Below are 21581 nucleotides of genomic sequence, written 5' to 3'. Positions count from 1 at the left end.
GACCCGAACCCCAGCCCGACCCGAACCCCAGCCCGACCCGACAGGAGCCCTGACATGACCAACCCGGTGAGCACCGCGACCAGCGCCGCCATCGTCGTCCCGGTGTCCAAGGCCTCCCCGACGGCCAGCGTGGCCGTGGACAAGACCCAGCTCGACAAGGACGCGTTCCTGAAGCTGCTGGTCGCCCAGCTGCGCTACCAGGACCCGTCCAAGCCGGTCGACTCCAGCGAGTTCATGGCGCAGACCGCGCAGTTCACGCAGGTCGAGAAGCTGGAGCAGATGGCCGCGGACTCCACGGCCGCGCTGTCCCTGCAGCAGGGCCTGGCGGCCAGCAGCATGGTCGGCAAGGACATCTCGTGGGTGGACACCGACGGCACCAGCCATGACGGCAAGGTCACCTCGGCCACCTTCGGCGGCAGCCTCACGGCTGAGCCGTCCCTCAAGATCGGCGACACCGACGTGCCGCTCTCCCAGGTCACCACCGTCCGGTCGGGAGGCTGACGGCGAGACCGCGGGGCCAGCCGGCCCCACCCCAGACCACTGCACGGAAGCGAAGGTCGGGCGCACGGATGCGCCAGAACCCATGAGCCCCAGCGGGACCGACGTCCCGCCCCTTAGAGGAGAAGACGAATGCTTCGCTCCCTGTACTCCGGCATCAGCGGCCTGCGCGCCAACCAGACGATGATGGACGTCGTCGGCAACAACATCGCGAACGTGAACACCACCGGCTTCAAGGCCTCCAACACGGTCTTCCAGGACACCCTGAGCCAGCTCGTCCAGGGCGCCAGCGCGCCGAGCGCCGGCCGCGGTGGCACCAACCCGTCCCAGATCGGCCTGGGCGTCCGCGTGGCGGCGATCACCACCAACTTCAACCCGGGCGCGGCGCAGAGCACCGGCCGCGGCGCCGACCTGATGATCCAGGGCGACGGCTTCTTCGTGGAGCGGCTCAACGGACAGAACGTGTACACCCGCAACGGCGCGCTCGGCTTCGACGCCAACGGCCGCCTCGTCGGCCCGGACGGCGGCATCCTGCAGGGCTGGATGGCCGACACCAACGGCAACATCAACGTCAACGGCGCCGTCACCGACCTGTCCATCCCGATCGCCTCGACGATCCAGCCGCAGGCCACCTCCACGGTGCAGCTCAGTGGCAACCTGCCGGCGGACGGTTCGCTGACCACGTCGCCGCAGACGTCCGTCGACGTCTACGACGCGCAGGGCAAGGCGCGCTCGCTGAACGCCACCTTCACCCGCACCTCCGCCACCACGTGGGACATCACGATGACCGACGGAACCGCGACCTCCACCGGCACGCTGACCTTCGCGGCCGACGGCAGCGCCCCGAACCCGGCGTCCATGACGGTGGGCGGCGTGGCCGTCGACCTGTCGAACCTGACCGGCTACTCGGGCCTGAGCACCCTGGCCGTCGCGAAGGCGGACGGCGCCGAGGCCGGCACCCTGCAGGGCTTCATGTTCGGCGCCGACGGCGTCGTCACCGGCACGTTCAGCAACGGCCAGACCAAGGCCCTCGGCCAGCTGGCCATGGCGACCTTCGCGAACCCGAACGGCCTGATCAAGGGTGGGGCGTCCGGTTACCTGGCATCGAGCAACTCCGGTCTGGTGCAGCTCGGTACGCCGGGCAGCGGCTCGCGCGGCGCGCTGGCCGTGGGCGCCCTGGAGATGTCCAACGTCGACCTGGCCGCCGAGTTCACCAACCTGATCGTCGCCCAGCGCGGCTTCCAGGCGAACTCGCGCATCATCACCGCCGGCGACGAGATCCTGCAGGACCTGGTCAACATCAAGCGCTGACCCTGAACCAGCCCGGCCCGGGGCGAACGTGCATGATCACCACCCACTCCGCGGTGATCATGCACGTTCGCCCCGTTGTCGTCTGTCGAGCACTTCGGCGACGAAGCACTCAGGACCGCGGGACGTCGGCCGATGGGGGGGATGAGCCACTCATGGACGGGTGGCCGCAGCACCCCAGGGACGGACCCCGTGATTCACCTCACCCGCCTGAACGGGCCCGGATTCGTACTGAATCCCGACCTGATCCAGAAGGCCGAAGCGACGCCTGACACCGTCGTGACGCTCGTCGACGGCACGAAGTACGTCGTCGTCGAGCCCATCGAGGTGCTCAGCGAGCGCGTCCTGACCCACCGAGCGTCCGTCGTGGCGCTCGCCCAGCACTTGGCTGTCATCGCCGAGGAGCCCGAGCCCGTCGAGGAGTACATCGCCACTGCCGTGCCGCTGCGGCCCCTGCGGAGCCACTGATGGATCCCGCGACGATCATTGGCATCGTGCTGGCCTTCGTGGCCATCTTCGCCTCGATGATCCTCGAGGGCGGCAACCCGATGGCGATCTTCCTGCTGCCGCCGCTGCTGCTCGTGTTCGTCGGCACCATCGGCGCGGGACTGGCCGGTGGCCTGCTCAGTGACGCCAAGAAGTCCGCGGCCGCTCTGAAGGACGCCTTCATGGGTGCGCCGACCAGTGCCGACGAGACCGTCGCCACCGTGGTCCGGCTCGCCGAGAGCGCGCGCCGCGAGGGCCTGCTGGCGCTGGAGTCCGCCGTCCAGGACATCGAGGACGCGTTCCTGCGCCAGGGCCTGCAGTCCGCGATCGACGGCGCCGACCCCGAGGAGCTGCGCGACATCCTCTACGCGCAGATCGACACCAAGCGCGCCGAGGACAAGCGCGCCGCGAAGTTCTACGCCGACATGGGCGGCTACGCACCGACCATCGGCATCATCGGCACCGTCATCGGCCTGGTGCACGTGCTGGAGAACCTCAGCGAGCCCGCTGAGCTCGGCCACCTGATCGCCGGCGCCTTCGTCGCGACCCTCTGGGGCGTGCTCAGCGCCAACATCCTGTGGCTGCCCATCGCCAGCCGGCTCAAGCGGCTGTCCGAGAGCGCCTGCCACCAGATGGAGGTCGCCGTCGAGGGCGTGCTGGCCATCCAGTCCGGCACCAGCCCGCGGGTCGTCCAGGAGAAGCTGCAGAGCTTCCTGCCGCCGGCACCCGCGCAGAAGGAAGCGGCCTGATGTCTGCCCGCGGGGGCGGTCGACGCGGTGGCGCCCACGAGGAGGAGCACGAGAACCACGAGCGGTGGCTCGTCTCCTACGCGGACATGATGACGCTGCTCATGGTGCTGTTCATCGTGATGTTCGCGATCAGCCAGGTCGACCAGCACAAGTTCGCCGCGCTGAAGGAAGGGCTGAGCTCCGGCTTCGGGGCCACCACGAACATCCCGATCTCCGGTGGCAGCGGCATCCAGCAGCAGGACGGCGTGGTCCCCGAGCCGATGAACATGGACGTCGGCCTGGGCACCGTCTCCAGCGGGCACTCCGGCGAGGACCAGAAGGCCTACAAGGACTCCAGTGACGGCAAGGACGCCAGCAAGGGTCCGACCGCCCAGTCCCAGGAGCAGGTCACCCAGGCCAACGCGATCAAGGAGGTCCAGCGCCTCGACGGCATCGAGAAGAAGATCCGGGAGGCCCTGAAGGCCAAGGGCCTGCAGAACGACGTCCGCTTCAAGGTGACCGAGCGGGGCCTGGTCGTCGCGATGGTCTCGGACGACGTCTTCTTCGAGAGCGCCAGCGCCACCCTGCGCCCGCGGGGCATCACGGTCCTGCAGGCAGTGTCCCCGGCCATCCGGAACGTGCCGAACGACATCGCCGTCGAAGGCCACGCGAACCGGCTGAAGCTGACCAGCTCCGTCTACCCGACCAACTGGGAGCTGTCCGGGGCGCGCGCAGCCGGCGTCGTGCGCTGGCTGATCAGCAACGGGCAGTTCCGCGCCACCCAGCTGTCCGCGACCGGCTACGGGTCCTCCCGGCCGATGTTCCCCGCCTCCGACCCCCGCTCCATCGCGTTCAACCGGCGCGTCGACATCGTGCTCGTCAGCAACCAGAGCCCTGAGGTCCGCGCGCTGCTTCCCAAGCTCGCCCCCCAGCTCTCCGACATGTAGGACATCAGATGAACAAGACCGAGGAGCGCGTCGTGAGCACCATGCGCACGTCTGCCCCCGCTGGCGCCGCGCCGGCGGAGGAGCCGGCCAAGAAGAAGTCGAAGAAGAAGCTGCTGATCCTGGTCGTGCTGGTGCTCGCCGCCGCCGGAGCCGCCTGGTTCTTCCTGCTGCGCGGTGGCGACGGCAAGGCCGAGGCCAAGAAGCCCGAGCTGGGGACCGTGCTCCCGGTGGACCCGATCAACATCAACCTCGAGGGCGGGCACTACCTGAAGCTGTCGTTCTCGCTGCAGCTCGCCAAGGGCGTGAAGGAGGACCCGGACCCCAGCCGGGCCCTGGCGATCGCGATCGACCAGTTCAGCGGCGAGTCGATGACGGTGCTGTCCCAGCCCGCCGCGCGCCGCAAGGCGGTCAAGGAGCTGACCGAGGCCGTGGAGAAGGCGTACGGCGAGGACGTCATCGACCTGTACCCGACGACGCTGGTGATGCAGTAGCCCGCCGAGGATGACCCGGTAACTCAAGATCACGGGCAGAAGATGCCCCATTCGGCGTAAAGGTCGACGGCTGCTTGCCGATACATGGCACATGCCCTCGAACGACAGCGTCGACGTGACTGCTGGCCGCGCTGAACCGCAGCCGTACGACTTCCGTCGACCGACCAAGCTCGCCCGCGAGCAGGGTCGGCTGCTGGAGATGGTGTACGAGACCGTGGCCCGCCAGTGGGCGACGGTGCTCGGCTCCGAGCTGGGCGCGGCGTGCCAGGTGGCGTTCAGCGGCGTCGAGCAGCGCAGCTACGACGACTACGTCAGCGAGCTGCCCTCGCCGAACCTGCTGGCCGTCTTCGCGCCGGACCCGCACGGCGGCGCCGCGTTCCTGCAGGTCGCGCCACACCTCGGCTTCGAGGCCATCGAGCGCATGCTCGGCGGCACCGGTGGCGAGCAGCCCGACCGCATCCCCACCGAGATCGAGACCCAGCTGCTGCTCCGGGTCATCGAGCGGATGCTCGGCGAGCTGCGCTACGGGCTGGCCGCGGTGACCGACGTCGACCCGGTCTTCAAGTCGCTCGAGTTCAACCCGCAGTTCGTGCAGGTCGCGGCCGCCACGGACCTCTACATCGTGGCGACCTTCATCATCACGATCGGTGAGGCCTCCGCGCCGGCCAGCGTCGCGCTGCCCGCGGCCACGCTGGTCATGCGCAGCGGCGACGGCAGCGGGGCGGACGACCCCGGCGCCCGGCAGGCGAAGGCCGTCGCCCGCGCGACGATGACCCAGCTCGTCGAGGACGTTCCGGTCGACGTCTCGGTCCGGTTCGTGCCCCGCGCCACCCCCACCGCCCGCCTGCTCGAGCTGCGCGAGGGTGACCTCGTCAAGCTCGGCCACCCGGTCGACCGCCCGCTGGACCTGGTGTCCGCCGGCATCGTCTTCGCCCGCGGCGTCGCCGGCGCCCAGGGCCCGCGCGCCGCCTGCCTGATCACCGACTCCGCCATCACCGACTCCGCGATCAGCTCCTCGGCTGCCGCGTCCCTCGCCAACTCTGTTCTGTCCAGAAGGGCCAGCGAATGACCACGATCACCCACCTCGAGCAGGACGTCCTCGCCACCGCGCAGGCCGTGGCGGACCTCTTGCCGACGAGCGCGCCGTTGTCCGCCGGGCAGGTCATGAGCCTCGACGAGGCGGCGTCGTCCATCCCGCCGGACGCCGTCGCCGCCCACGCCGACGTGCTCGGCGCCCGCGTCGGCTCGGTCGTGGTGATCGTCCAGCGCGAGCTGGCAGCGTCGCTCGCCGACTCGCCCATGGGACCGCTGCCGCTGGTGGACGCGCTGCGGCCCGCCCTCGAGGCCCTGCGGGTCGCCCTCGGTGTCGGCACCCTCGCCACCGTCGCGGAGACCACCGCGGCCGGCGCGATCACGCTGCTGCAGGCTCAGGACGCCACGATCATCCCGCTGCAGGGCACGACGGGGCCGGCCGCCTGGATCGCCGTCTCTGCCGCCCCGTCCAGCGCAGCGGCCCCCGCCGCGCGCCCGGCCGGCCCCAGTGCGGGCATGGAGCTCCTGCAGGACGTCGTCATGGAGCTCAGCGCCGAGCTCGGCCGCACCACGATGACCGTGCGCGAGCTGCTGAACCTGCAGCCCGGCGCCGTCGTCGAGCTGGACCGGCTCGCCGGCAGCCCCGCCGACCTGCTGGTGAACGGACGGCTCATCGCTCGCGGCGAGGTGGTCGTCGTCGACGAGGACTACGCGTTGAAGATCACCGAACTCATCTCCAGCTCCCTGCCGGACCACGCCTGATGGATTTCCTCGCCCTGGCCGGACGGGTCATCCTGTCCCTGGCCGTGGTGCTGGTGCTGCTCTGGCTCGCTGCGCGGACCATGCGCAAGAACCAGCGCCGTACCTCACGCGGGGTGGACGTCGACGTCCTGGCTCGCCAGCCGCTCGCGCGCAGCGCGTCCGTGGCCGTCGTGAAGGTCGGCGACCGGGCGCTCGTGCTCGGCGTCACCGAGAGCCGGGTCGAGCTGCTCGCCGACCATCCTGTCGCGTCCCTGATGCTCGCTGACGCGATCGCGGAGAGCGAGGACGGCGCGGACCTCCCCACCGAGGTGACGCCCGCGCCGGTCGTCGGGAACGACGCCACGGTCGCCGTGCCCCCGCAGCGGAAGGTCTCCCAGCCCGCGACGGGGCCGCTCGCAGGGTCGGCTCTCTCGCCGGCCACCTGGTCCAAGGCCCTCGACGCCGTGCGTGAGATGACGGTGCGCAAGTGATCTCGAGTGGCCGGCTGCTCGCTGCGACGCTGCTGGTCGGGCTGCTGTCCGCGCTCGGTCTCGCGCTCGCCGGACCGGCCTCGGCCGACGTCCCGGCCGCCGCCCCCGCTTCCGTGTCTGCCGCGGTCTCGACGACGGTCTCTGCGGCGCCGGCCGCGTTCATGGCCGACCCGAAGGCCCCCACGAAGCCGACCGACCCGGCGTCCGGGGGAGTCAGCATCCAGATCGGTGGCACGGGTTCGGACGGCCAGAAGCCGTCCAGCTCGATCGTCATCATCCTGGCCGTCACCGCACTCTCGGTGGCCCCGGCCCTGCTGCTGCTCACCACGAGCTTCACCAAGATCTTCGTGGTGCTCAGCATCACCCGGAACGCCCTCGGGCTGCAGACGACGCCGCCGAACCAGGTGCTGGCCGGGCTCGCGCTGTTCCTCACGATGTTCGTGATGGCACCCGTGTTCACTGCGGTGAACCAGGACGGCATCCAGCCGTACCTGAAGGGCGACATGACGGCGAGCCAGGCGTTCGACGCCGGCAGCAAGCCGCTCAAGAAGTTCATGGTGTCCAAGACCCGGCCCGAGGAGCTGGCGCTGATCACCAGTGCCGCGAACCAGCCGAAGCCGAAGAACGCGGCGTCCGTGCCGCTGTCCACCCTGGTGCCGGCGTTCGCGCTGTCCGAGCTCCGGTCGGCGTTCCTGATCGGCTTCCTGGTCTTCATCCCGTTCCTGGTCATCGACCTGGTCGTCTCCGCTGCGCTGATGTCGCTCGGCATGATGATGCTGCCGCCGGTGACCGTGTCGCTGCCGTTCAAGCTCCTGCTCTTCGTCCTGGTGGACGGTTGGGGACTGATCGTGCACGCCCTCGTCGCGAGCTACCGGTGAGGGGGGCCGCCGCGTGAAGGACCAGACCGTCATCGAGCTCGGCCTGCAGGCGATGCTGCTCTCCGCCAAGCTGTGTGCGCCGATCCTGCTCACGGCGCTGGCCATCGGGTTCGGGGTGTCCCTGTTCCAGTCGGTCACCCAGATCCAGGAAGCCACGCTCAGCTTCGTCCCCAAGGCCATCGGCATCGCCCTGGTCATCGTGATCTGCGGCAACTGGATGCTGCACGAGCTCGTCAGCTTCACCACCCAGCTCTACGAACGCATCCCCGCGATCCTGTTGAACGGCTGAGCCGTGCCGATCGACCTGCCCGCCGACCTGCTGCTGACGGTCATGCTGGCCGCCATGCGCGCGGCGGCGTGGCTGGCGATCGCCCCGCCGTTCTCCAACAAGGCGATCCCGCGCACCGTCAAGGCCCTGTTGTCCGTGGTGATCGCGCTTCCCGTGGTGGCGGCCGGCGACCTGAAACCGCCACCCGCCGAAACCGCTGCCGTGATCTCCGCGATGGTGCTGCAGCTGGTCACCGGGGCCGCACTCGGCTTCCTGTGCCTGCTCATCTTCACCGCCGTGCAGGCGGCCGGTGACCTGCTCGACGTGTTCGGCGGGTTCTCGCTGTCGTTCGCCTTCGACCCGTTGATGCAGCAGGGGAACGCCGTGTTCGGCAAGTTCTTCCAGCTGCTGTCGACCACGCTGCTGATGGCCTCCGGCGCGTACCTGATCGTGCTGCAGGGCTTCTTCCGCAGCTATCGGGCGATCCCGTTGGACGCGGGGCTGAACCTCGCCACGTTCTCCGACGTGCTGGCCGGCGGGATCGGGCAGATGATGCTCGCCGCGCTGCAGATCGCCGCGCCCGTGCTGGCCGTGCTGTTCCTGGCCGACGTCGCGCTCGGGCTGCTGACCCGGATCGCGCCGTCCCTCAACGCGTTCTCGCTCGGGTTCCCGTTCAAGATCATGCTGACCCTGGTCCTGGTGGGCTCGGTGCTCGTCGCCCTGCCCGGTGTGGTCGACGGGTTGGCCGGCACCGCGGGCGCGACGATGCTCAAGGTGGTGGGGCTGTGAGCGGCGAGAAGACCGAGAAGCCCACCGCCAAGCGGCTCAAGGAGGCGCGCAAGGAGGGGCAGGTCGCGCGGACCCCGGACCTGGGGGCGTGGCTGGCGATGCTCGCTGCGACCTTCCTGGTGCCGCGCGCCGCGCAGTCCGTGATGGACGTGCTGGTGGCCCTGATGATGGGTGTGAGCGCCGCCATCGTCGACCCCGATCCGGACCGTGCGCTCGCGCTGCTCGGCAAGGGGCTCTCCGGTGCGGCGATGGCCATGCTGCCGCTGGTCGCCGGGATCATGGTGATCGGCATCGCCGCCGCGGCGGCCCAGGGCGGTATCCACCCGGCGACCAAGAAGCTGAAGCCGAGCTTCAAGCCGCTCAACCTGGTGCAGGGCGTCAAGCGCCTCGTCGGGGTGATGACGTGGTGGGAGGCCGGCAAGATCCTGATCAAGACGGCGCTGCTGGCCGCGGTGCTCTGGGGCGTCGTCGCCGCGATCACCCCGAAGCTCACCGGCGCGGTGAACGCGCCCTTGGCGAGCACGCTGGGTGTCACGGCCTCCGGGGTGCTGAACCTGGTTCGAGCCGCCGTGCTCGTCGGGCTCGTGATGGCCATCGGCGACTACATGGTCAAGCGCCGGCACATCAACAAGCAGATCAAGATGTCCAAGCACGACATCCAGCAGGAGCACAAGCAGTCCGAGGGGGACCCGCACATCAAGGGCCACCGCCGGGCTCTCGCGTTCGCCATGAGCCGCAACCGGATGATGGCCGACCTGGCGTCGGCGGACGTGGTGCTGGTCAACCCCACGCACGTCGCCGTGGCGCTGCGCTACGTGCCGGGCACCGGGGCGCCGGTCGTCGTGGCGAAGGGCTCCGGCGCCGTCGCCGCCGCGATCCGAGAGCGGGCCACGCAGGAGCGGGTCCCGCTCGTGCAGGACGTGCCGCTCGCGCGGGCGCTGCACGCGGCCTGCGAGATCGGCCAGGAGATCCCGGCCGACCTGTACTCCGCCGTCGCGCACGTGCTCGCCTTCGTGATGGGGCTGCGCAAGCGCGGTGCCGCGGCCGGCTCCCACGTGATGCCGGCTGGCGTCCGGCCCGGCGTGCCGTCGTCCGTCTGACGCCGGTGACCACGCCCGGACCCGACGGGCCGGGGACGACGTCGGGACGCCGGGCGGCGGACTCAAGTTCTCGGCCGATCCTGCCGAGGGAGAAAGGGACCGGACAGATGACCGGTCGTTCTCCCGCCAGGACGGCGCGACACCAGGGCCAAGGACCGGCCACGAACCGATGGGCCCTTCGTTCGTGACCTCTCGTGCCAGCCAGCTCGCGCTGCCTATCGGCGTCGTCGGCGTCGTCCTGCTGCTCGTCGTCCCGCTGCCCTCGGCGTTCCTGGACCTGCTGATCGCGTTCAACATCACCGCGGCGATCGCGATCCTGCTGGTGTCGATGTACATCCGGCGGCCGCTCGACTTCTCGATCTTCCCCTCGCTGATCCTGGTCCTGACCCTGCTGCGGCTCTCGCTCAACGTGTCTGCGACGCGCCTGGTGCTGCGCGACGGCTACGCCGGCAAGGTGATCGACTCGTTCGGGCACTTCGTGGTCGGCGGCTCGCTGGTCATCGGCCTGGTCATCTTCCTGATCCTCGTGGTCATCCAGTTCGCGGTCATCACCAACGGTGCGGGCCGCGTCGCCGAGGTGGGCGCACGGTTCACCCTGGACGCGATGCCGGGCAAGCAGATGGCCATCGACGCCGACCTGAACTCCGGCCTGATCGACGAGGACGAGGCGCGCCGCCGGCGGGCCGACGTCACCGCCGAGGCCGACTTCTACGGTGCGATGGACGGTGGCTCGAAGTTCGTCAAGGGTGACGCGATCGCGGCCATCGTCATCACGATCATCAACCTGGTCGGCGGGTTCGCCATCGGGATGCTCCAGCGCGGGCTGTCCCCGGCCGAGGCGCTGCAGACCTACAGCCTGCTGACGATCGGCGACGGACTGGTCTCGCAGATCCCGGCGCTGCTGCTCTCGGTGGCCACCGGTCTCATCGTGACCCGCTCGACCACCAACGGCGACATGGGCACGGATGCGGCGGCGCAGATCGGCGCCCAGCCGCGCGCCCTGTTCATCGCCGGTGCGGCCGCCATCGGCATCGGTCTGCTGCCGGGAATCCCCAAGCTGCCGTTCATCCTCGTCGGCGCCGCCGTGCTGCTCATCGCCCAGCGCACCTCGTCCGGGGCCGCGAAGGCCGCGAAGACCGAGCTGACCGTGGCGGCGGCCAACGCGCCCTCGCAGGAGGAGACCCCCGACTCGTTGATGGGGGAGATGCGCGTCGATCCGCTCGAGGTCGTGCTCGCCCCGGACCTCGTCGACCTGGTCGACTCCGGCGTCGGTGGAGACCTCCTCGACCGGGTGCGTGCCCTGCGCCGCAAGCTCGCGCTCCAGCTCGGGCTGGTCATGCCTCCCGTCCGCACCCGGGACAGCCTCGACCTGCCGCAGTCCGGCTACTCGATCCGGATCAGCGGCGTCGAGGTCGGCCGGGGCCAGGCGCCCCCCGGGCACGTGCTGGCGATCGGCGAGGACCTGGACAACGTGCCCGGTCGCCCGACCACCGAGCCGGTCTTCGGGCTGGCCGGCAAGTGGGTGCCCGTCGAGGCCCGCCAGCAGGCCGAGCTGTACGGCGCTTCCGTGGTGGACCGCTCCAGCGTGCTCATCACCCACCTCGCCGAGATCGTCCAGACCCACGCGGCGCGGCTGCTCGGCCGCGAGGACGTGAAGGCGCTCGTCGAGTCCGTCCGGCGCACCCACCCCGTCGTCGTCGAGGAGCTCACGCCGGCGCTGATGACGACGGGCGAGGTGCAGCGCGTCCTGCAGGCGCTGCTGGCCGAGGGCGTATCGGTCCGCGACCTGGTCCGGGTGTTCGAGGCGCTGTCCCAGCGCGCCAAGGCGGGCTCGGACCTGGACGGGTTGGTCGAGGCCTCGCGCCTCGCGCTGGGCCCCGCCATCTGCGACACCTGGGCGCGCGACGGCGTCCTGCAGGTCATGACGCTCGACCCCGTGCTCGAGCAGCAGCTCGTGGAGTCCGCCCGCCCGACCGAGACGGGAACGGTCATCGCGCTGCCCGGCGGCACCGCTGAGCGGGTGGTGGACTCGGCGATGCAGCGCCTCGTCGAGGCCGAGCGCACCGGCGCCCAGCCAGTGCTGGTGTGCCCGCCCCTGGTCCGGGCCGCGCTGCGCCGCCTGCTGGCGCCGCATGTCCCTCGGCTGCCCGTCCTGTCGTACGCCGAGATCGACCCCACGCTGCAGATCGAGACGACGGGAGTGGTGAACGTTGGCACAGCAATTGCTGCTTGAGGGCCCGGACATCGACGAGCTCCTCGTCCGCGTCCGCAGCGAGCACGGCCCGGACGCCCGCATCGTGCACGCCGAGCGCAAGCTGGTGGGCGGGTTCGCCGGGTTCTTCGCCAAGCTCCGGTACGAGGTCGCCGTCGCCGTGGACGAGAGGCCCGCGGTGCCGGCCGCCGTACCGGTTGCCGTTCCTGCCCCGGCCCACCGCGCGCCGTCGTCGCTCGAGGACCTGCTGGCCGTCGCCGACGCCCAGGACGGCGGGATGCACCCGGGTGCGGACCCGCCCGCCGATCGCGCTCCGGGCCGCGCGCTGTCCACCGAGTCCGAGTCGTTCGACTCGCTGGTGCGCGAGCTGGTCGCCCGGGCCGCGCCGGAGACCCGGACGTCGTCCCCGGTGGAGTTCGCGCCGGCCGTCCCGCGGGTCATCCCGCCGGCACCCGCGCCCGCGATCACCCACGTCGCTGCCCCGGTCGCTGCCCCGGTCACTGCCCCGGTCACTGCCCCGGTCACTGCCCCGGTCACTGCCCCGGTCACTGCCCCGGTCGCTGCTCCGGAACCCGTGGCAGCCGAAACCCCGGCGGCGCCGTCCTCGTCCCCGCACGCTCGCCGGACCTGGCTGGTCACGCCGGCAGTGGCCCAGCTCGGCCTGCCCGTGCAGACACCCGACGTCGACACCGACCGGCTCTGCCTGCTCGAGCTGCTCGACGACGTCGCCGTCACGGCACCGCGCCGGCTGGTCGGCGTCCAGGTCCTGGTCGGTGACGCCGAGCGCGCTACGGAGGTGGCGCACGCCTGGGCCAAGGCCTGCGGCGCGGACCCGGCGTGCATCGTGGAGCTCGGCGACGCATCGCGGCCGTGGGCCGGGCAGCAGAGCACCCAGGACGTCGTCCAGGACCTGGCTCGCGAGCACGGGGGCGTCCTGGTCGTCGTCCCGTCCGGTGAGGAGCTCGCGGACGCGAGCCGGGCCGCCGGCACCGTCACCGAGGTCGGCGGGTGCACCGTCACGGCTGTCGTCGACGCGTGCTGGGACGTGGCCCGGACGAAGGGGTGGCTGGCCGCCCTGGGCGGCGACGGTCCGGCGGCCGGACGGCTCGCGGCCTACGCGATCCACGACACGCCCGACCCGCTCGGCCTGCTCGAGCACGACCTCCCGGTGACCTGGCTGGATGGCCGGCCGGCCACGGTCGGGGCGTGGGCGTCGCCGTGCCTGGACCGCTGGCGCTGACGTCGCACCTATGCTGGACCGATGCTCGTACTCACCCGGCGCGTCGGCGAGAGCCTCGTCATCGGCGATGACGTGGTCATCCGCGTACTCGACGTCAAGGGCGACGTCGTCCGGATCGGGGTCGATGCACCCCGGCACGTGCAGGTTCACCGGCAAGAGGTCTACGAGGCGGTGATGGCGGCCAACCGCGCCGCCGCCGCGGCGAACGAGGAGACGCTGGTCGCGCTGCAGGACGCCGTGCGCAACCGACGGCCCGCGCCTCCGGGCTGAGGAGCACGCTCCACCTCGAACGGAAGTCGCCGTTCCATTAAGGCCGGTGCATCGGTTGCCGATGGAGAACTCGTGACGACGACTCTCGGATCCGGCCCGCAGGTGAACCAGGCCGGTACGGCGTCGCTCGCCCGCCAGCCCATCGTGGACCGGTCCGGCAAGCTGCACGGCTACGAGCTGCTGTTCCGCGGCTCGCCGTCGCCCACCCACCACGCGTTCGACGGCGACCGGGCCACCGCCGAGGTGCTGGTCACCGCTGCCTGCGACCTGGGCTGGGAGCGGCTGGGTGGCGGCCACCCGCTCTTCCTGAACGTGGACGTCGGGCTGCTCCTCGGTGAGCTCATCGACCTCGCGCCGGCGGCCGAGACGGTCATCGAGGTCGTCGAGGGCGTCGAGGTGAGCGACCTGGTGGTCGAGCGGATCGTCGCGCTGCGCGAGTCCGGCTTCCGGGTCGCGCTGGACGACTTCGTCCCCGACTCCTCCGCCGAGCGCCTGCTGCCGCTGGCCGACATCGTCAAGATCGACGTCCTGCAGACCCCCGCCGACGCCTGGCCCGACCTGGTCTCACGCCTGCACGACCTCGGCTTGCAGGTGGTCGCGGAGAAGGTCGAGGACGCCGAGACCCACGAGCGAGCGCTGGCGGCCGGGTTCGACCTCTTCCAGGGCTACCTGTACGCGCGGCCCGCGGACCAGCCGTCGATGCCGATGTCTCCCCGCCACGCGATCTGCCTCCGGCTGCTGACCGCCCTGGCCCAGGACGACATCGACCTCACCCACATCGAGGAGCTGGTCAGCTCCGACGCGGTGCTGACGGTTCGCACCCTGCGGATGGCGAACAGCGCCGCCGCCGGCGCAGGTCGCACCATCGGCTCGGTGCACCAGGCCCTCGTGCTGGTCGGCCCGGGCACGCTGTCCGGCTGGATCGCGCTGATGCTGGTCGCCGGGCAGGACTCCGCCGACGTGATGACCTCGGTCGAGGTGCTCGTACGGGCCCGCGCGTGCCAGCTGGTCGCGTCCGCCCGTGGCACCAGCAAGCCGGGCGTCGCCTTCCTCGCCGGGCTGCTGCCGGCCCTGGCCGAGGTGACCGGCCTGAGCAGCCACCAGATGCTGGAGACCATCGGCGCCAACGACGAGATCCGCCGGGCGGTGCTCGACGGCACCGACGAGCTCGGGCGACTCGTCCGCGACGTCGACCGGCACGTCTCGGGCTTCGACCTGGGTGCGCCGCTCGACGTGCAGATGTCCCACCTGGCCGCGGTGGTCTGGGGCCACGAGCTCGTCACGCTCGGCTGACCGAGCCCGGCTCTGCGCCCCGTCGCGGGCGACGCGTGGGCGTCTGCGCCTGCGTCTGGAGGACGACGAGGCGCGGCAGCGATCTGCGCGCGCGGTGGTGCTCGGCCTGGCGCGCGTCGCCGGCTCGTGAAGCCGGTCAGGACGTGAAGCCGGTCAGGACGTGAAGCCGGTCAGGACGTGAAGCCGGTCAGGACGTGAAGCCGTCAGTACTTGAAGGGCCGCGGGGGAGCGGACATCGTGGCGCGCGGGCACGCGTCGAGCGTCAGGCCGCCGAACTCCAGCGCCGCGTCGGTGAGGCTGTGCACGGTCCACCCGTGGTCCACGCCGAACCGGGTCACGGTCACCCGGTAGATCGTGATCTCGTACTTGGTGGGCGTGCCGTAGGCGACCTGGATGGTGCCGATCAGCTCGGCGCCGGCCGGGTTGTTGTACCCGTGCCAGGGCCGGTCGTACAGGCTCCAGAGCTGCGGCTCGGACTGCCAGACACCACCATTCTGGACGTCGCGCAGAGCCAGCTCCACGAGGACGGCGCGGGCGGCCTCCTCGGGCACGATCGCGGCGGGACGGATGACCTCCGAGACGACACCCTCGTCGTACGCCTCAGCCATCAACAGCTCGCTCTTCTCCACGTGCGGTCCCTCCACTCGACGCTCTGTTCGCATGATCGGCAGGGGGAGCGACCGACTTCAGCGCTTCCGGGCGTCAATCTGCCGCTGGCGGGAGGGCTGGTGCTGGTGGGGTTGGTGAGGCACACTGGTGGCAGCGCGCTCGTCGCGCCGTACGCCAGCAGCACGTGGTTGTTCACGCTCCGAGCTCGAGGTCGTTGGGGAAGACGTCCCTCGAGGCCAAGGAGGTCGTGATGTCTGCCGCGATGACGCGTGGTGTCGTTTTCGTGCACTCCGCGCCCCCGGCGCTGTGCCCGCACGTGGAGTGGGCCGCCGCCGGAGTGCTGGATGCCCGGGTGCACCTGGACTGGACGAACCAGCCGGCCGAGCCCGGCACCGTCCGCGGCGAGCTGTCGTGGCAGGGCGTCGCGGGCACGGGTGCTCGGCTGGCCTCCGCCTTGCGGGGCTGGGCCAAGCTGCGGTTCGAGGTGACCGAAGAGCCCTCCGCGGGCGCCGACGGAGCTCGCTGGAGCCACACGCCCCGGCTCGGCATCCACCACGCCGTGGTCGGCGTGCACGGCGACGTGCTGGTCGGCGAGGACCGCCTGCGGGCCGCCGTCCAGGCCTCGGCCGGCGACGGGACGGCGCTGCTCACCGAGCTCGGCGCCGCCCTGGGCCAGGCGTGGGACGACGAGCTCGAGCCCTTCCGGTACGCCGGGGACGGCGCGCCGGTCCGCTGGCTCCACCAAGTCGGCTAGCCCCGCCCTCGCACCATTCGCGCTACACGTGCTTAGAGGGCCTCCAACACCACACGACTCGCGAATGGTGCGGAGACTTGGCCGAGCCGCGCAAGACCCCAGATGTCCCGCTATCCGGGGTCAACCTGGCGCCACAAGCCCGGATAGCGGGACATCTGCGTGAGGACGGGAACGCAGGAAGGCCGGGGGACCGCGGGTCGGCGTCAAGGAGCTGGCGACAGCCGACCGGAGGTCCCCCGGCCTTCGTGCGTTGCTGGGTCAGCCGATGTGCGCCCCCGGCGCGACACCGTCAGCAGCCAGCGTCTCGTGCTTGATGTTGAGCCCGAACAGGATGACCACGGCGCCGGCCAGCACCATGCCGGCCGCCACCAGGAACGCCTGCTGCGCACCGTGGGTCTGGGCCGCGAGCGCGACCTGGTGCAGCTGGTCCGCCGTCGGCTTGGTGCCGCTGCCGGCCAGCGCAGCAGCCAGGCTGTTGCCCTTCTCGGTCGCGGCGGAGACCGCCACGGTCGACAGGGTGGCCAGGCCGAGCGCGCCGCCGACCTGCTGCATCGTGTTCAGCACGGCGGAGCCGACGCCCGAGTCCTCCCGAGCCACCCCGCTGACCGCGGTCAGGGTCAGCGGCACGAAGACCAGGCCCAGGCCGAGCGACAGCAGGATGATCCACGGCAGGAGACCGGTGACGTACGTCGAGTCGACCTGCAGCTGGTTGAGGCCGAGCATCGCCCCGGCGGCCAGCACGGCGCCGGCGCCGGAGATCCAGCGCGGGTCAACGCGCGACAGCAGCGCGGAGGCGAGCTGGGCGCCGAAGACGATGCCGAAGCTGAACGGCAGGAACGCGAGGCCGGCCTTCAGCGAGCTGTAGCCCAGCACCTGCTGGATGAACAGGCCGAGGAAGTAGAACATCGCGAACATCGCCGCACCGACGATGAGCATCACCACGAAGCTCACCGCGCGGGTCCGGTTGGCCAGGATGCGGAACGGCAGCAGCGGGTGCGTCGTCCGGGACTCGATCACCAGGAAGGTCGCGATGAGCACGAGCCCGACCGTGATGGTCGTGATGGTGGTGGGGTTGCTCCAGCTGGTCGACGCCGCGTGCGTCAGGCCGTAGACCAGCGAGACGAGGCCCGTGGTCGCGGTGATCGCACCGGGGATGTCGAAGCCGCCGGACTCACGCTCGGACTCACCGAGGAAGCGCGGGGCGAGGAACAGCACCAGCAGGCCGATGGGCACGTTGATGAAGAACGTCCAGCGCCAGCTGTACTCGGTGAGCACGCCACCGAGGATCAGCCCGACGGCGGCACCCGCTCCGGACATCGCGGCGTAGACGCCGAACGCGCGGTTGCGGGCCTGACCGGCCGGGAAGGTCGTGGTGATCAGCGCGAGTGCGGTCGGTGACGCGATCGCGGCGCCCACGCCCTGCAGCACGCGCGCGGCCAGCATCTGGCCCTCGCTCTGCGCGATGCCGCCGAACAGCGACGCCAGCGCGAAGAGGCCGACGCCGACCATGAACATCTTGCGGCGGCCCAGCAGGTCGCCGGCGCGGCCACCCAGCAGCAGCAGGCCTCCAAAGGCCAGGGTGTACGCGTTCACCACCCAGGACAGGTTCGACGGGGTGAAGTCCAGGTCGGTCTGGATGTGCGGCAGCGCGATGTTCACGATCGTGCCGTCCAGCACCACCATGAGCTGCGCGGCGCTGATCAGCGCCAGGGCGAGGCCGAGGTGGCGGTGCCCGTGGTCGTGCTCCGCGCCGTCCGGCTCGGGTGCGGCCAGCTCTTGCGTGGCCGCGCTGTCGTGTGACATGTGTGTTCCTCTGATCGGTTGAACGGAAGTCTCTGCTACGGGTGTGACAGCCAGATGTCGCCGCACTCGGCGGTCGGTCAGCGCACGTTCAGCGCACGTTCATCGCACGGTCTCGGTGCGACAGGCGGGCAGGACGATCTCGTCGATGACGCGCTCGACGAACCCGTCCTTGGGCGCCTCGCCGAAGATGAAGGTCCGGTGGATCGCGACCGCCGGCAGCACCTGGGCCAGGAGCTCGGGGTCGGCGCCTTCGGCGAGCTCACCCCGGGCGGCGGCTCGCTCGAACAGCTCCTGCGTCAGCTGCAGCCGTGGGGCCAGGAACCGGCGGTGGAACGCGTCCTTGAGCTCGGGCTCGCGGTGCAGGGCCGTGACCAGGCTGGACATCACGGCCAACGGCACGGTGTCGGTCAGGCCGCCGACGCCGCACGACATGGCGAGCAGGTCACCGCGCAGGGAACCGGTGTCGACGGCGTCCGGCGACGGCATGCACGCCGCCCGGGACACGGCGTCCACGACCAGGTCCGCCTTGGTGGACCAGCGCCGGTAGAGGGTGGCCTTGCTGGCGCGGGCCGCGCTGGCCACGGCGTCCATCGTCAGGCGGTCGTAGCCGACGTCGCTCAGCAGGCTCAGCGTCGCGGCGAAGATCTGCTCCTCGCGCTCGCCCTCGATGCGAGGACGCGCTCGCTCGTCGGTCGCGCTGGTCACGATGCCCCCTCGCCGTTGACACGGATGAAACGAAACGGTTTCGTTCCATCGAGAACCGTACGTCAGCGAGGGGCGCCGTGCAACCAGCTTTCGCCGGCTGACGCGAAAGGGGCACCCGAACGGCTCGGGTGCCCCTTTCGCGTCAGGTGAGCGTCAGAGCGGGATGTTGCCGTGCTGGCCGCGCTCGTGCGGCGCGGCATCGATCGCCCGGGCCAGCGCGCCCCGGGTGTCGACGGGCGCGACGATCTCGTCGACCACACCGATCTCGACCGCGCGCGGCAGGCCGCCGGCGAGGACCTCGTGCTCGGCCGCCAGCTCGGCCTCCACGTCCGCCCGCGCGTCCTCAGCCACGTCCGCCAACTTGCGGCGGTGCAGGATCCGCACCGCGGCGACTGCGCCCATCACGGCGATCTGCGCGCCGGGCCAGGCGAACACCTTGGTCGCACCGAGCGAGCGCGAGTTCATGGCGATGTACGCGCCGCCGTAGGACTTGCGGGTCACCAGCGTCACCCGGGGGACCACCGCCTCGGCGAAGGCGTGCAGCAGCTTGGCGCCGCGCCGGACGACGCCGTCCCACTCCTGCCCGACGCCCGGTAGGTACCCCGGGACGTCGACGACGACGATCAGCGGGACGCCGAACGCGTCGCACATCCGGACGAACCGCGCCGCCTTCTCGGCCGACGAGGAGTCCAGGCAACCGCCGAGGCGCATCGGGTTGTTCGCGATGACGCCGACGGTGCGACCGCCCAGCCGGCCCAGCGTGGTGACGATGTTCGGCGCCCACTTGGGGAAGAGCTCGACCGAGGTCTCCGGCGAGTCCAGCAGGTTGGTGACGAGCGGGTGCACGTCGTAGGCGCGCTTGTGTGACTCGGGCAGCAGGTCCTCGAGGGGCCGCTCGTCGACCGCCGACAGGTCCATCGACCCCTGGCTGCCGAGCAGGTGGGTGATCAGCTGGGCCCGCTCGTACGCCTGCTCAGTGGTCTCGGTGACGACGTGCACGACGCCCGAGCGGCGGCCGTGCGGCTCCGGACCGCCCAGGCGCAGCGCGTCGACGTTCTCGCCGGTCACCGAGCGGACGACGTCCGGGCCGGTGACGAAGACGCGCCCGTCCGGGCCGAGGATGACGATGTCGGTCAGGGCCGGCCCGTACGCCGCACCGCCGGCCGCCGCACCGATCACCACGGAGATCTGCGGGATCTTGCCGGACGCGCGGGTCATGATCGCGAAGACCTCGCCGACCGCGTGCAGGGACACCACGCCCTCACGCAGCCGTGCACCGCCGGAGTGCCAGAGCCCGACGACCGGGACGCCGTCCGCCAGCGCCCGCTCGTAGGCCACCAGGCAGACCTTGCAGCCCGCCTCGCCCATCGCGCCGCCCTGGATGGTGGCGTCACTGGCGAAGGCCACCGCGGGGGTGCCGTTCACCGTGCCGCGCGCGGCGAGCATGCCGCTGTCGTCGCGCTCGGTCAGCAGCTCGACACTGCCCTCGTCGAAGAAGATGCCCAGCCGCAGCTCGGGATCGCGGGGGTCGACCTCGACCTTGAGGTCCTGCCCGGGGTGGGTGGCGGTCACGAGGCGCTCCGGATGGCCAGGGCCACGTTGTGGCCGCCGAAACCGAACGAGTTGTTGAGGGCGACCAGGTCGCCGTCCCCGAGCGGGCGAGGCTTGTCGATCACGACGTCAAGGTTGACCTCGGGGTCGAGGTCGTCGACGTTGATGGTCGGTGGGGCGAGCCGGTGGTGCAGGGCGAGGATGGTGAAGATGCCCTCGACCGCCCCCGCGGCGCCCAGCAGGTGGCCCGTCATCGACTTGGTCGCCGAGACACAGACCTGGTCGGTCGCGCTGCCGAGGGCGGCGCGGATCGAGTTGGCCTCGGCCGTGTCGCCCACCGGCGTGGACGTCGCGTGCGCGTTGAGGTGGACGACGTCCGAGGGGCTGGCGTCCGCGGCCTCGAGGGCCGCGAGCATGGCCCGGGCGGCGCCGGCGCCGGACGGGTCGGGTGCGGCGATGTGGTGGGCGTCGCTGGTCAGGCCGGCTCCGGCCACCTCGGCGTAGATCCGGGCGCCGCGGGCGCGGGCGTACTCCTCGGACTCGAGCACGACCACTCCGGCGCCCTCGCCGAGCACGAAGCCGTCCCGGTTCAGGTCATACGGACGACTGGCCTTGGCCGGGTCGTCGTTGCGGGTCGAGAGCGCTTGCATCGCCGCGAACCCGGCGATCGGCAGCGGGTGGATCGCGGCCTCGGTGCCGCCCGCGACGACGACGTCCGCGCGGCCCGTGCGGATCATGTCGACGGCGTACCCGATCGCCTCGGCGCCCGACGCGCAGGCGCTGACCGGGGTGTGCACACCGGCCCGGGCGCCGAGCTCGAGGCTGACCGCGGCGGCCGGGCCGTTCGGCATCAGCATCGGCACGGTCAGCGGGAAGATCCGGCGGGGCCCCTTCTCGCGCAAGGTGTCGTACGACGACAGGAGGGTCCAGACGCCGCCGATGCCGCTGGCCACGACGACGCCGAGGCGCTCGCCGTCGACCTCGGGGGATCCGGCGTCCGCCCAGGCCTCGCGGGCCGCGACGAGCGCGAACTGGCCGGACGGGTCGAGGCGGCGGGTCTCGACCCGCGCCAGCTGGTCGATGGGCTGTACGGCGACCGACGCGGCGAAGGTGACCGGCAGGTCGAACTCGGCGACCCAGTCCTGGGTCAGGGTGCGGGCGCCGGACGTGCCGTCAAGGGCGGCCTGCCAGGTCGTGGCGACGTCACCACCCAGGGGGGTCGTCGCACCGAGGCCGGTGACGACGACACGACGGTTCTGGCTCGTGGCCATGCTCGGGTCAGCTCCTCGTACGTCGGGTCGTGAGATGTGCAGGTGCTGCGGTGTGTCGCCCAGGGACGGCGCCGGAGGAGACCCGGACGCCGTCCCCGGACTGCACGGGGGAGGGA

23 protein-coding genes are annotated in these 21581 nt (G+C 71.3%); 18 read left to right on the top strand and 5 right to left on the bottom strand.

Annotated features, from left to right (window positions below; translation table 11 throughout):
• The first annotated feature begins 54 nt into the window (after positions 1-54).
• From ABEB17_RS00205 to ABEB17_RS00125, 17 genes are all read left to right on the top strand, one after another.
• On the top strand, positions 55-501 hold the full coding sequence (locus tag ABEB17_RS00205; protein ID WP_345714537.1) for a flagellar hook capping FlgD N-terminal domain-containing protein: 447 nt from the start codon (positions 55-57) through the stop codon (positions 499-501).
• A gap of 129 nt (positions 502-630) precedes the next feature.
• A complete protein-coding gene (locus tag ABEB17_RS00200; protein WP_345714536.1) occupies positions 631-1809 on the top strand; it encodes a flagellar hook protein FlgE in 1179 nt (392 codons plus the stop codon).
• 189 nt (positions 1810-1998) lie between these two features.
• Positions 1999-2274, top strand: coding sequence for a flagellar FlbD family protein (locus ABEB17_RS00195; RefSeq protein WP_345714535.1), 276 nt, complete (start codon positions 1999-2001; stop codon positions 2272-2274).
• A complete protein-coding gene (locus tag ABEB17_RS00190) occupies positions 2274-3041 on the top strand; it encodes a flagellar motor protein (RefSeq protein WP_345714534.1) in 768 nt (255 codons plus the stop codon). Before ABEB17_RS00195 ends, ABEB17_RS00190 begins: the two co-directional genes overlap by 1 nt.
• Positions 3041-3967, top strand: a complete 927-nt coding sequence (locus ABEB17_RS00185) for a flagellar motor protein MotB (protein WP_345714533.1) — start codon at positions 3041-3043, stop codon at positions 3965-3967. The genes ABEB17_RS00190 and ABEB17_RS00185 overlap by 1 nt, the downstream gene beginning before the upstream one ends.
• 8 nt (positions 3968-3975) lie before the next feature.
• The gene (locus ABEB17_RS00180; RefSeq protein ID WP_345714532.1) at positions 3976-4458 is read left to right on the top strand and encodes a flagellar basal body-associated FliL family protein; all 483 of its coding nucleotides are present in this window, start codon (positions 3976-3978) and stop codon (positions 4456-4458) included.
• Positions 4459-4549: 91 nt separating this feature from the next.
• Positions 4550-5527 (top strand): flagellar motor switch protein FliM, encoded by a 978-nt coding sequence (locus tag ABEB17_RS00175; protein WP_345714531.1) that lies wholly within the window; start codon positions 4550-4552, stop codon positions 5525-5527.
• On the top strand, positions 5524-6252 hold the full coding sequence (fliN, locus tag ABEB17_RS00170; RefSeq protein WP_345714530.1) for a flagellar motor switch protein FliN: 729 nt from the start codon (positions 5524-5526) through the stop codon (positions 6250-6252). Before ABEB17_RS00175 ends, fliN begins: the two co-directional genes overlap by 4 nt.
• Positions 6252-6722: a flagellar biosynthetic protein FliO gene (locus ABEB17_RS00165; protein WP_345714529.1), complete on the top strand. Its 471-nt coding sequence runs from the start codon at positions 6252-6254 to the stop codon at positions 6720-6722. Before fliN ends, ABEB17_RS00165 begins: the two co-directional genes overlap by 1 nt.
• Positions 6722-7600 (top strand): flagellar type III secretion system pore protein FliP, encoded by an 879-nt coding sequence (gene fliP / locus ABEB17_RS00160; protein ID WP_345715750.1) that lies wholly within the window; start codon positions 6722-6724, stop codon positions 7598-7600. Before ABEB17_RS00165 ends, fliP begins: the two co-directional genes overlap by 1 nt.
• 13 nt (positions 7601-7613) lie before the next feature.
• Positions 7614-7889, top strand: coding sequence for a flagellar biosynthesis protein FliQ (fliQ, locus tag ABEB17_RS00155; RefSeq protein ID WP_345714527.1), 276 nt, complete (start codon positions 7614-7616; stop codon positions 7887-7889).
• A gap of 3 nt (positions 7890-7892) precedes the next feature.
• Positions 7893-8657 carry a flagellar biosynthetic protein FliR gene (locus tag ABEB17_RS00150; protein ID WP_345714526.1) on the top strand — a complete coding sequence of 255 codons (765 nt, stop codon included), beginning with the start codon at positions 7893-7895 and terminating at the stop codon, positions 8655-8657.
• Positions 8654-9757 (top strand): EscU/YscU/HrcU family type III secretion system export apparatus switch protein, encoded by a 1104-nt coding sequence (locus ABEB17_RS00145; protein WP_345714525.1) that lies wholly within the window; start codon positions 8654-8656, stop codon positions 9755-9757. The genes ABEB17_RS00150 and ABEB17_RS00145 overlap by 4 nt, the downstream gene beginning before the upstream one ends.
• A 184-nt stretch (positions 9758-9941) precedes the next feature.
• Positions 9942-11990, top strand: coding sequence for a flagellar biosynthesis protein FlhA (gene flhA / locus ABEB17_RS00140; RefSeq protein ID WP_345714524.1), 2049 nt, complete (start codon positions 9942-9944; stop codon positions 11988-11990).
• Positions 11968-13209, top strand: a complete 1242-nt coding sequence (locus ABEB17_RS00135; RefSeq protein ID WP_345714523.1) for a hypothetical protein — start codon at positions 11968-11970, stop codon at positions 13207-13209. The genes flhA and ABEB17_RS00135 overlap by 23 nt, the downstream gene beginning before the upstream one ends.
• Before the next feature lie 21 nt (positions 13210-13230).
• Positions 13231-13479, top strand: a complete 249-nt coding sequence (csrA, locus tag ABEB17_RS00130; RefSeq protein ID WP_345714522.1) for a carbon storage regulator CsrA — start codon at positions 13231-13233, stop codon at positions 13477-13479.
• Between the two features lie 72 nt (positions 13480-13551).
• Positions 13552-14772 carry an EAL and HDOD domain-containing protein gene (locus ABEB17_RS00125; RefSeq protein ID WP_345714521.1) on the top strand — a complete coding sequence of 407 codons (1221 nt, stop codon included), beginning with the start codon at positions 13552-13554 and terminating at the stop codon, positions 14770-14772.
• Between the two features lie 203 nt (positions 14773-14975).
• Here the strand turns inward: ABEB17_RS00125 and ABEB17_RS00120 are convergent, their stop codons facing one another.
• Complete coding sequence (locus ABEB17_RS00120) at positions 14976-15401, bottom strand: hypothetical protein (RefSeq protein ID WP_345714520.1); 426 nt, start codon at positions 15399-15401, stop codon at positions 14976-14978.
• A 230-nt stretch (positions 15402-15631) separates the two neighbouring features.
• On the opposite strand from ABEB17_RS00120, the gene ABEB17_RS00115 reads away from it, so the two are divergent.
• Positions 15632-16135: a DUF3145 domain-containing protein gene (locus tag ABEB17_RS00115; protein WP_345714519.1), complete on the top strand. Its 504-nt coding sequence runs from the start codon at positions 15632-15634 to the stop codon at positions 16133-16135.
• A gap of 258 nt (positions 16136-16393) precedes the next feature.
• On the opposite strand, the gene ABEB17_RS00110 is transcribed toward ABEB17_RS00115, so the two are convergent.
• The 4 genes from ABEB17_RS00110 to fabF form a co-directional block, all read right to left on the bottom strand.
• Positions 16394-17938, bottom strand: a complete 1545-nt coding sequence (locus tag ABEB17_RS00110; protein WP_345714518.1) for an MFS transporter — start codon at positions 17936-17938, stop codon at positions 16394-16396.
• A 99-nt stretch (positions 17939-18037) separates the two neighbouring features.
• Positions 18038-18643: a TetR/AcrR family transcriptional regulator gene (locus tag ABEB17_RS00105; protein ID WP_345714517.1), complete on the bottom strand. Its 606-nt coding sequence runs from the start codon at positions 18641-18643 to the stop codon at positions 18038-18040.
• A 153-nt stretch (positions 18644-18796) separates the two neighbouring features.
• Positions 18797-20215 (bottom strand): acyl-CoA carboxylase subunit beta, encoded by a 1419-nt coding sequence (locus ABEB17_RS00100; RefSeq protein WP_345714516.1) that lies wholly within the window; start codon positions 20213-20215, stop codon positions 18797-18799.
• On the bottom strand, positions 20212-21465 hold the full coding sequence (gene fabF / locus ABEB17_RS00095; protein ID WP_345714515.1) for a beta-ketoacyl-ACP synthase II: 1254 nt from the start codon (positions 21463-21465) through the stop codon (positions 20212-20214). Before fabF ends, ABEB17_RS00100 begins: the two co-directional genes overlap by 4 nt.
• Between the last annotated feature and the right edge of the window lie 116 nt (positions 21466-21581).

The sequence above is a fragment of the Angustibacter luteus genome (genome assembly GCF_039541115.1).
GTDB classification, from domain to species: domain Bacteria; phylum Actinomycetota; class Actinomycetes; order Actinomycetales; family Angustibacteraceae; genus Angustibacter; species Angustibacter luteus.
The sequence above is the reverse complement of the archived record's forward strand: the minus strand, read 5'-3'. Positions and strand labels throughout refer to the sequence as shown.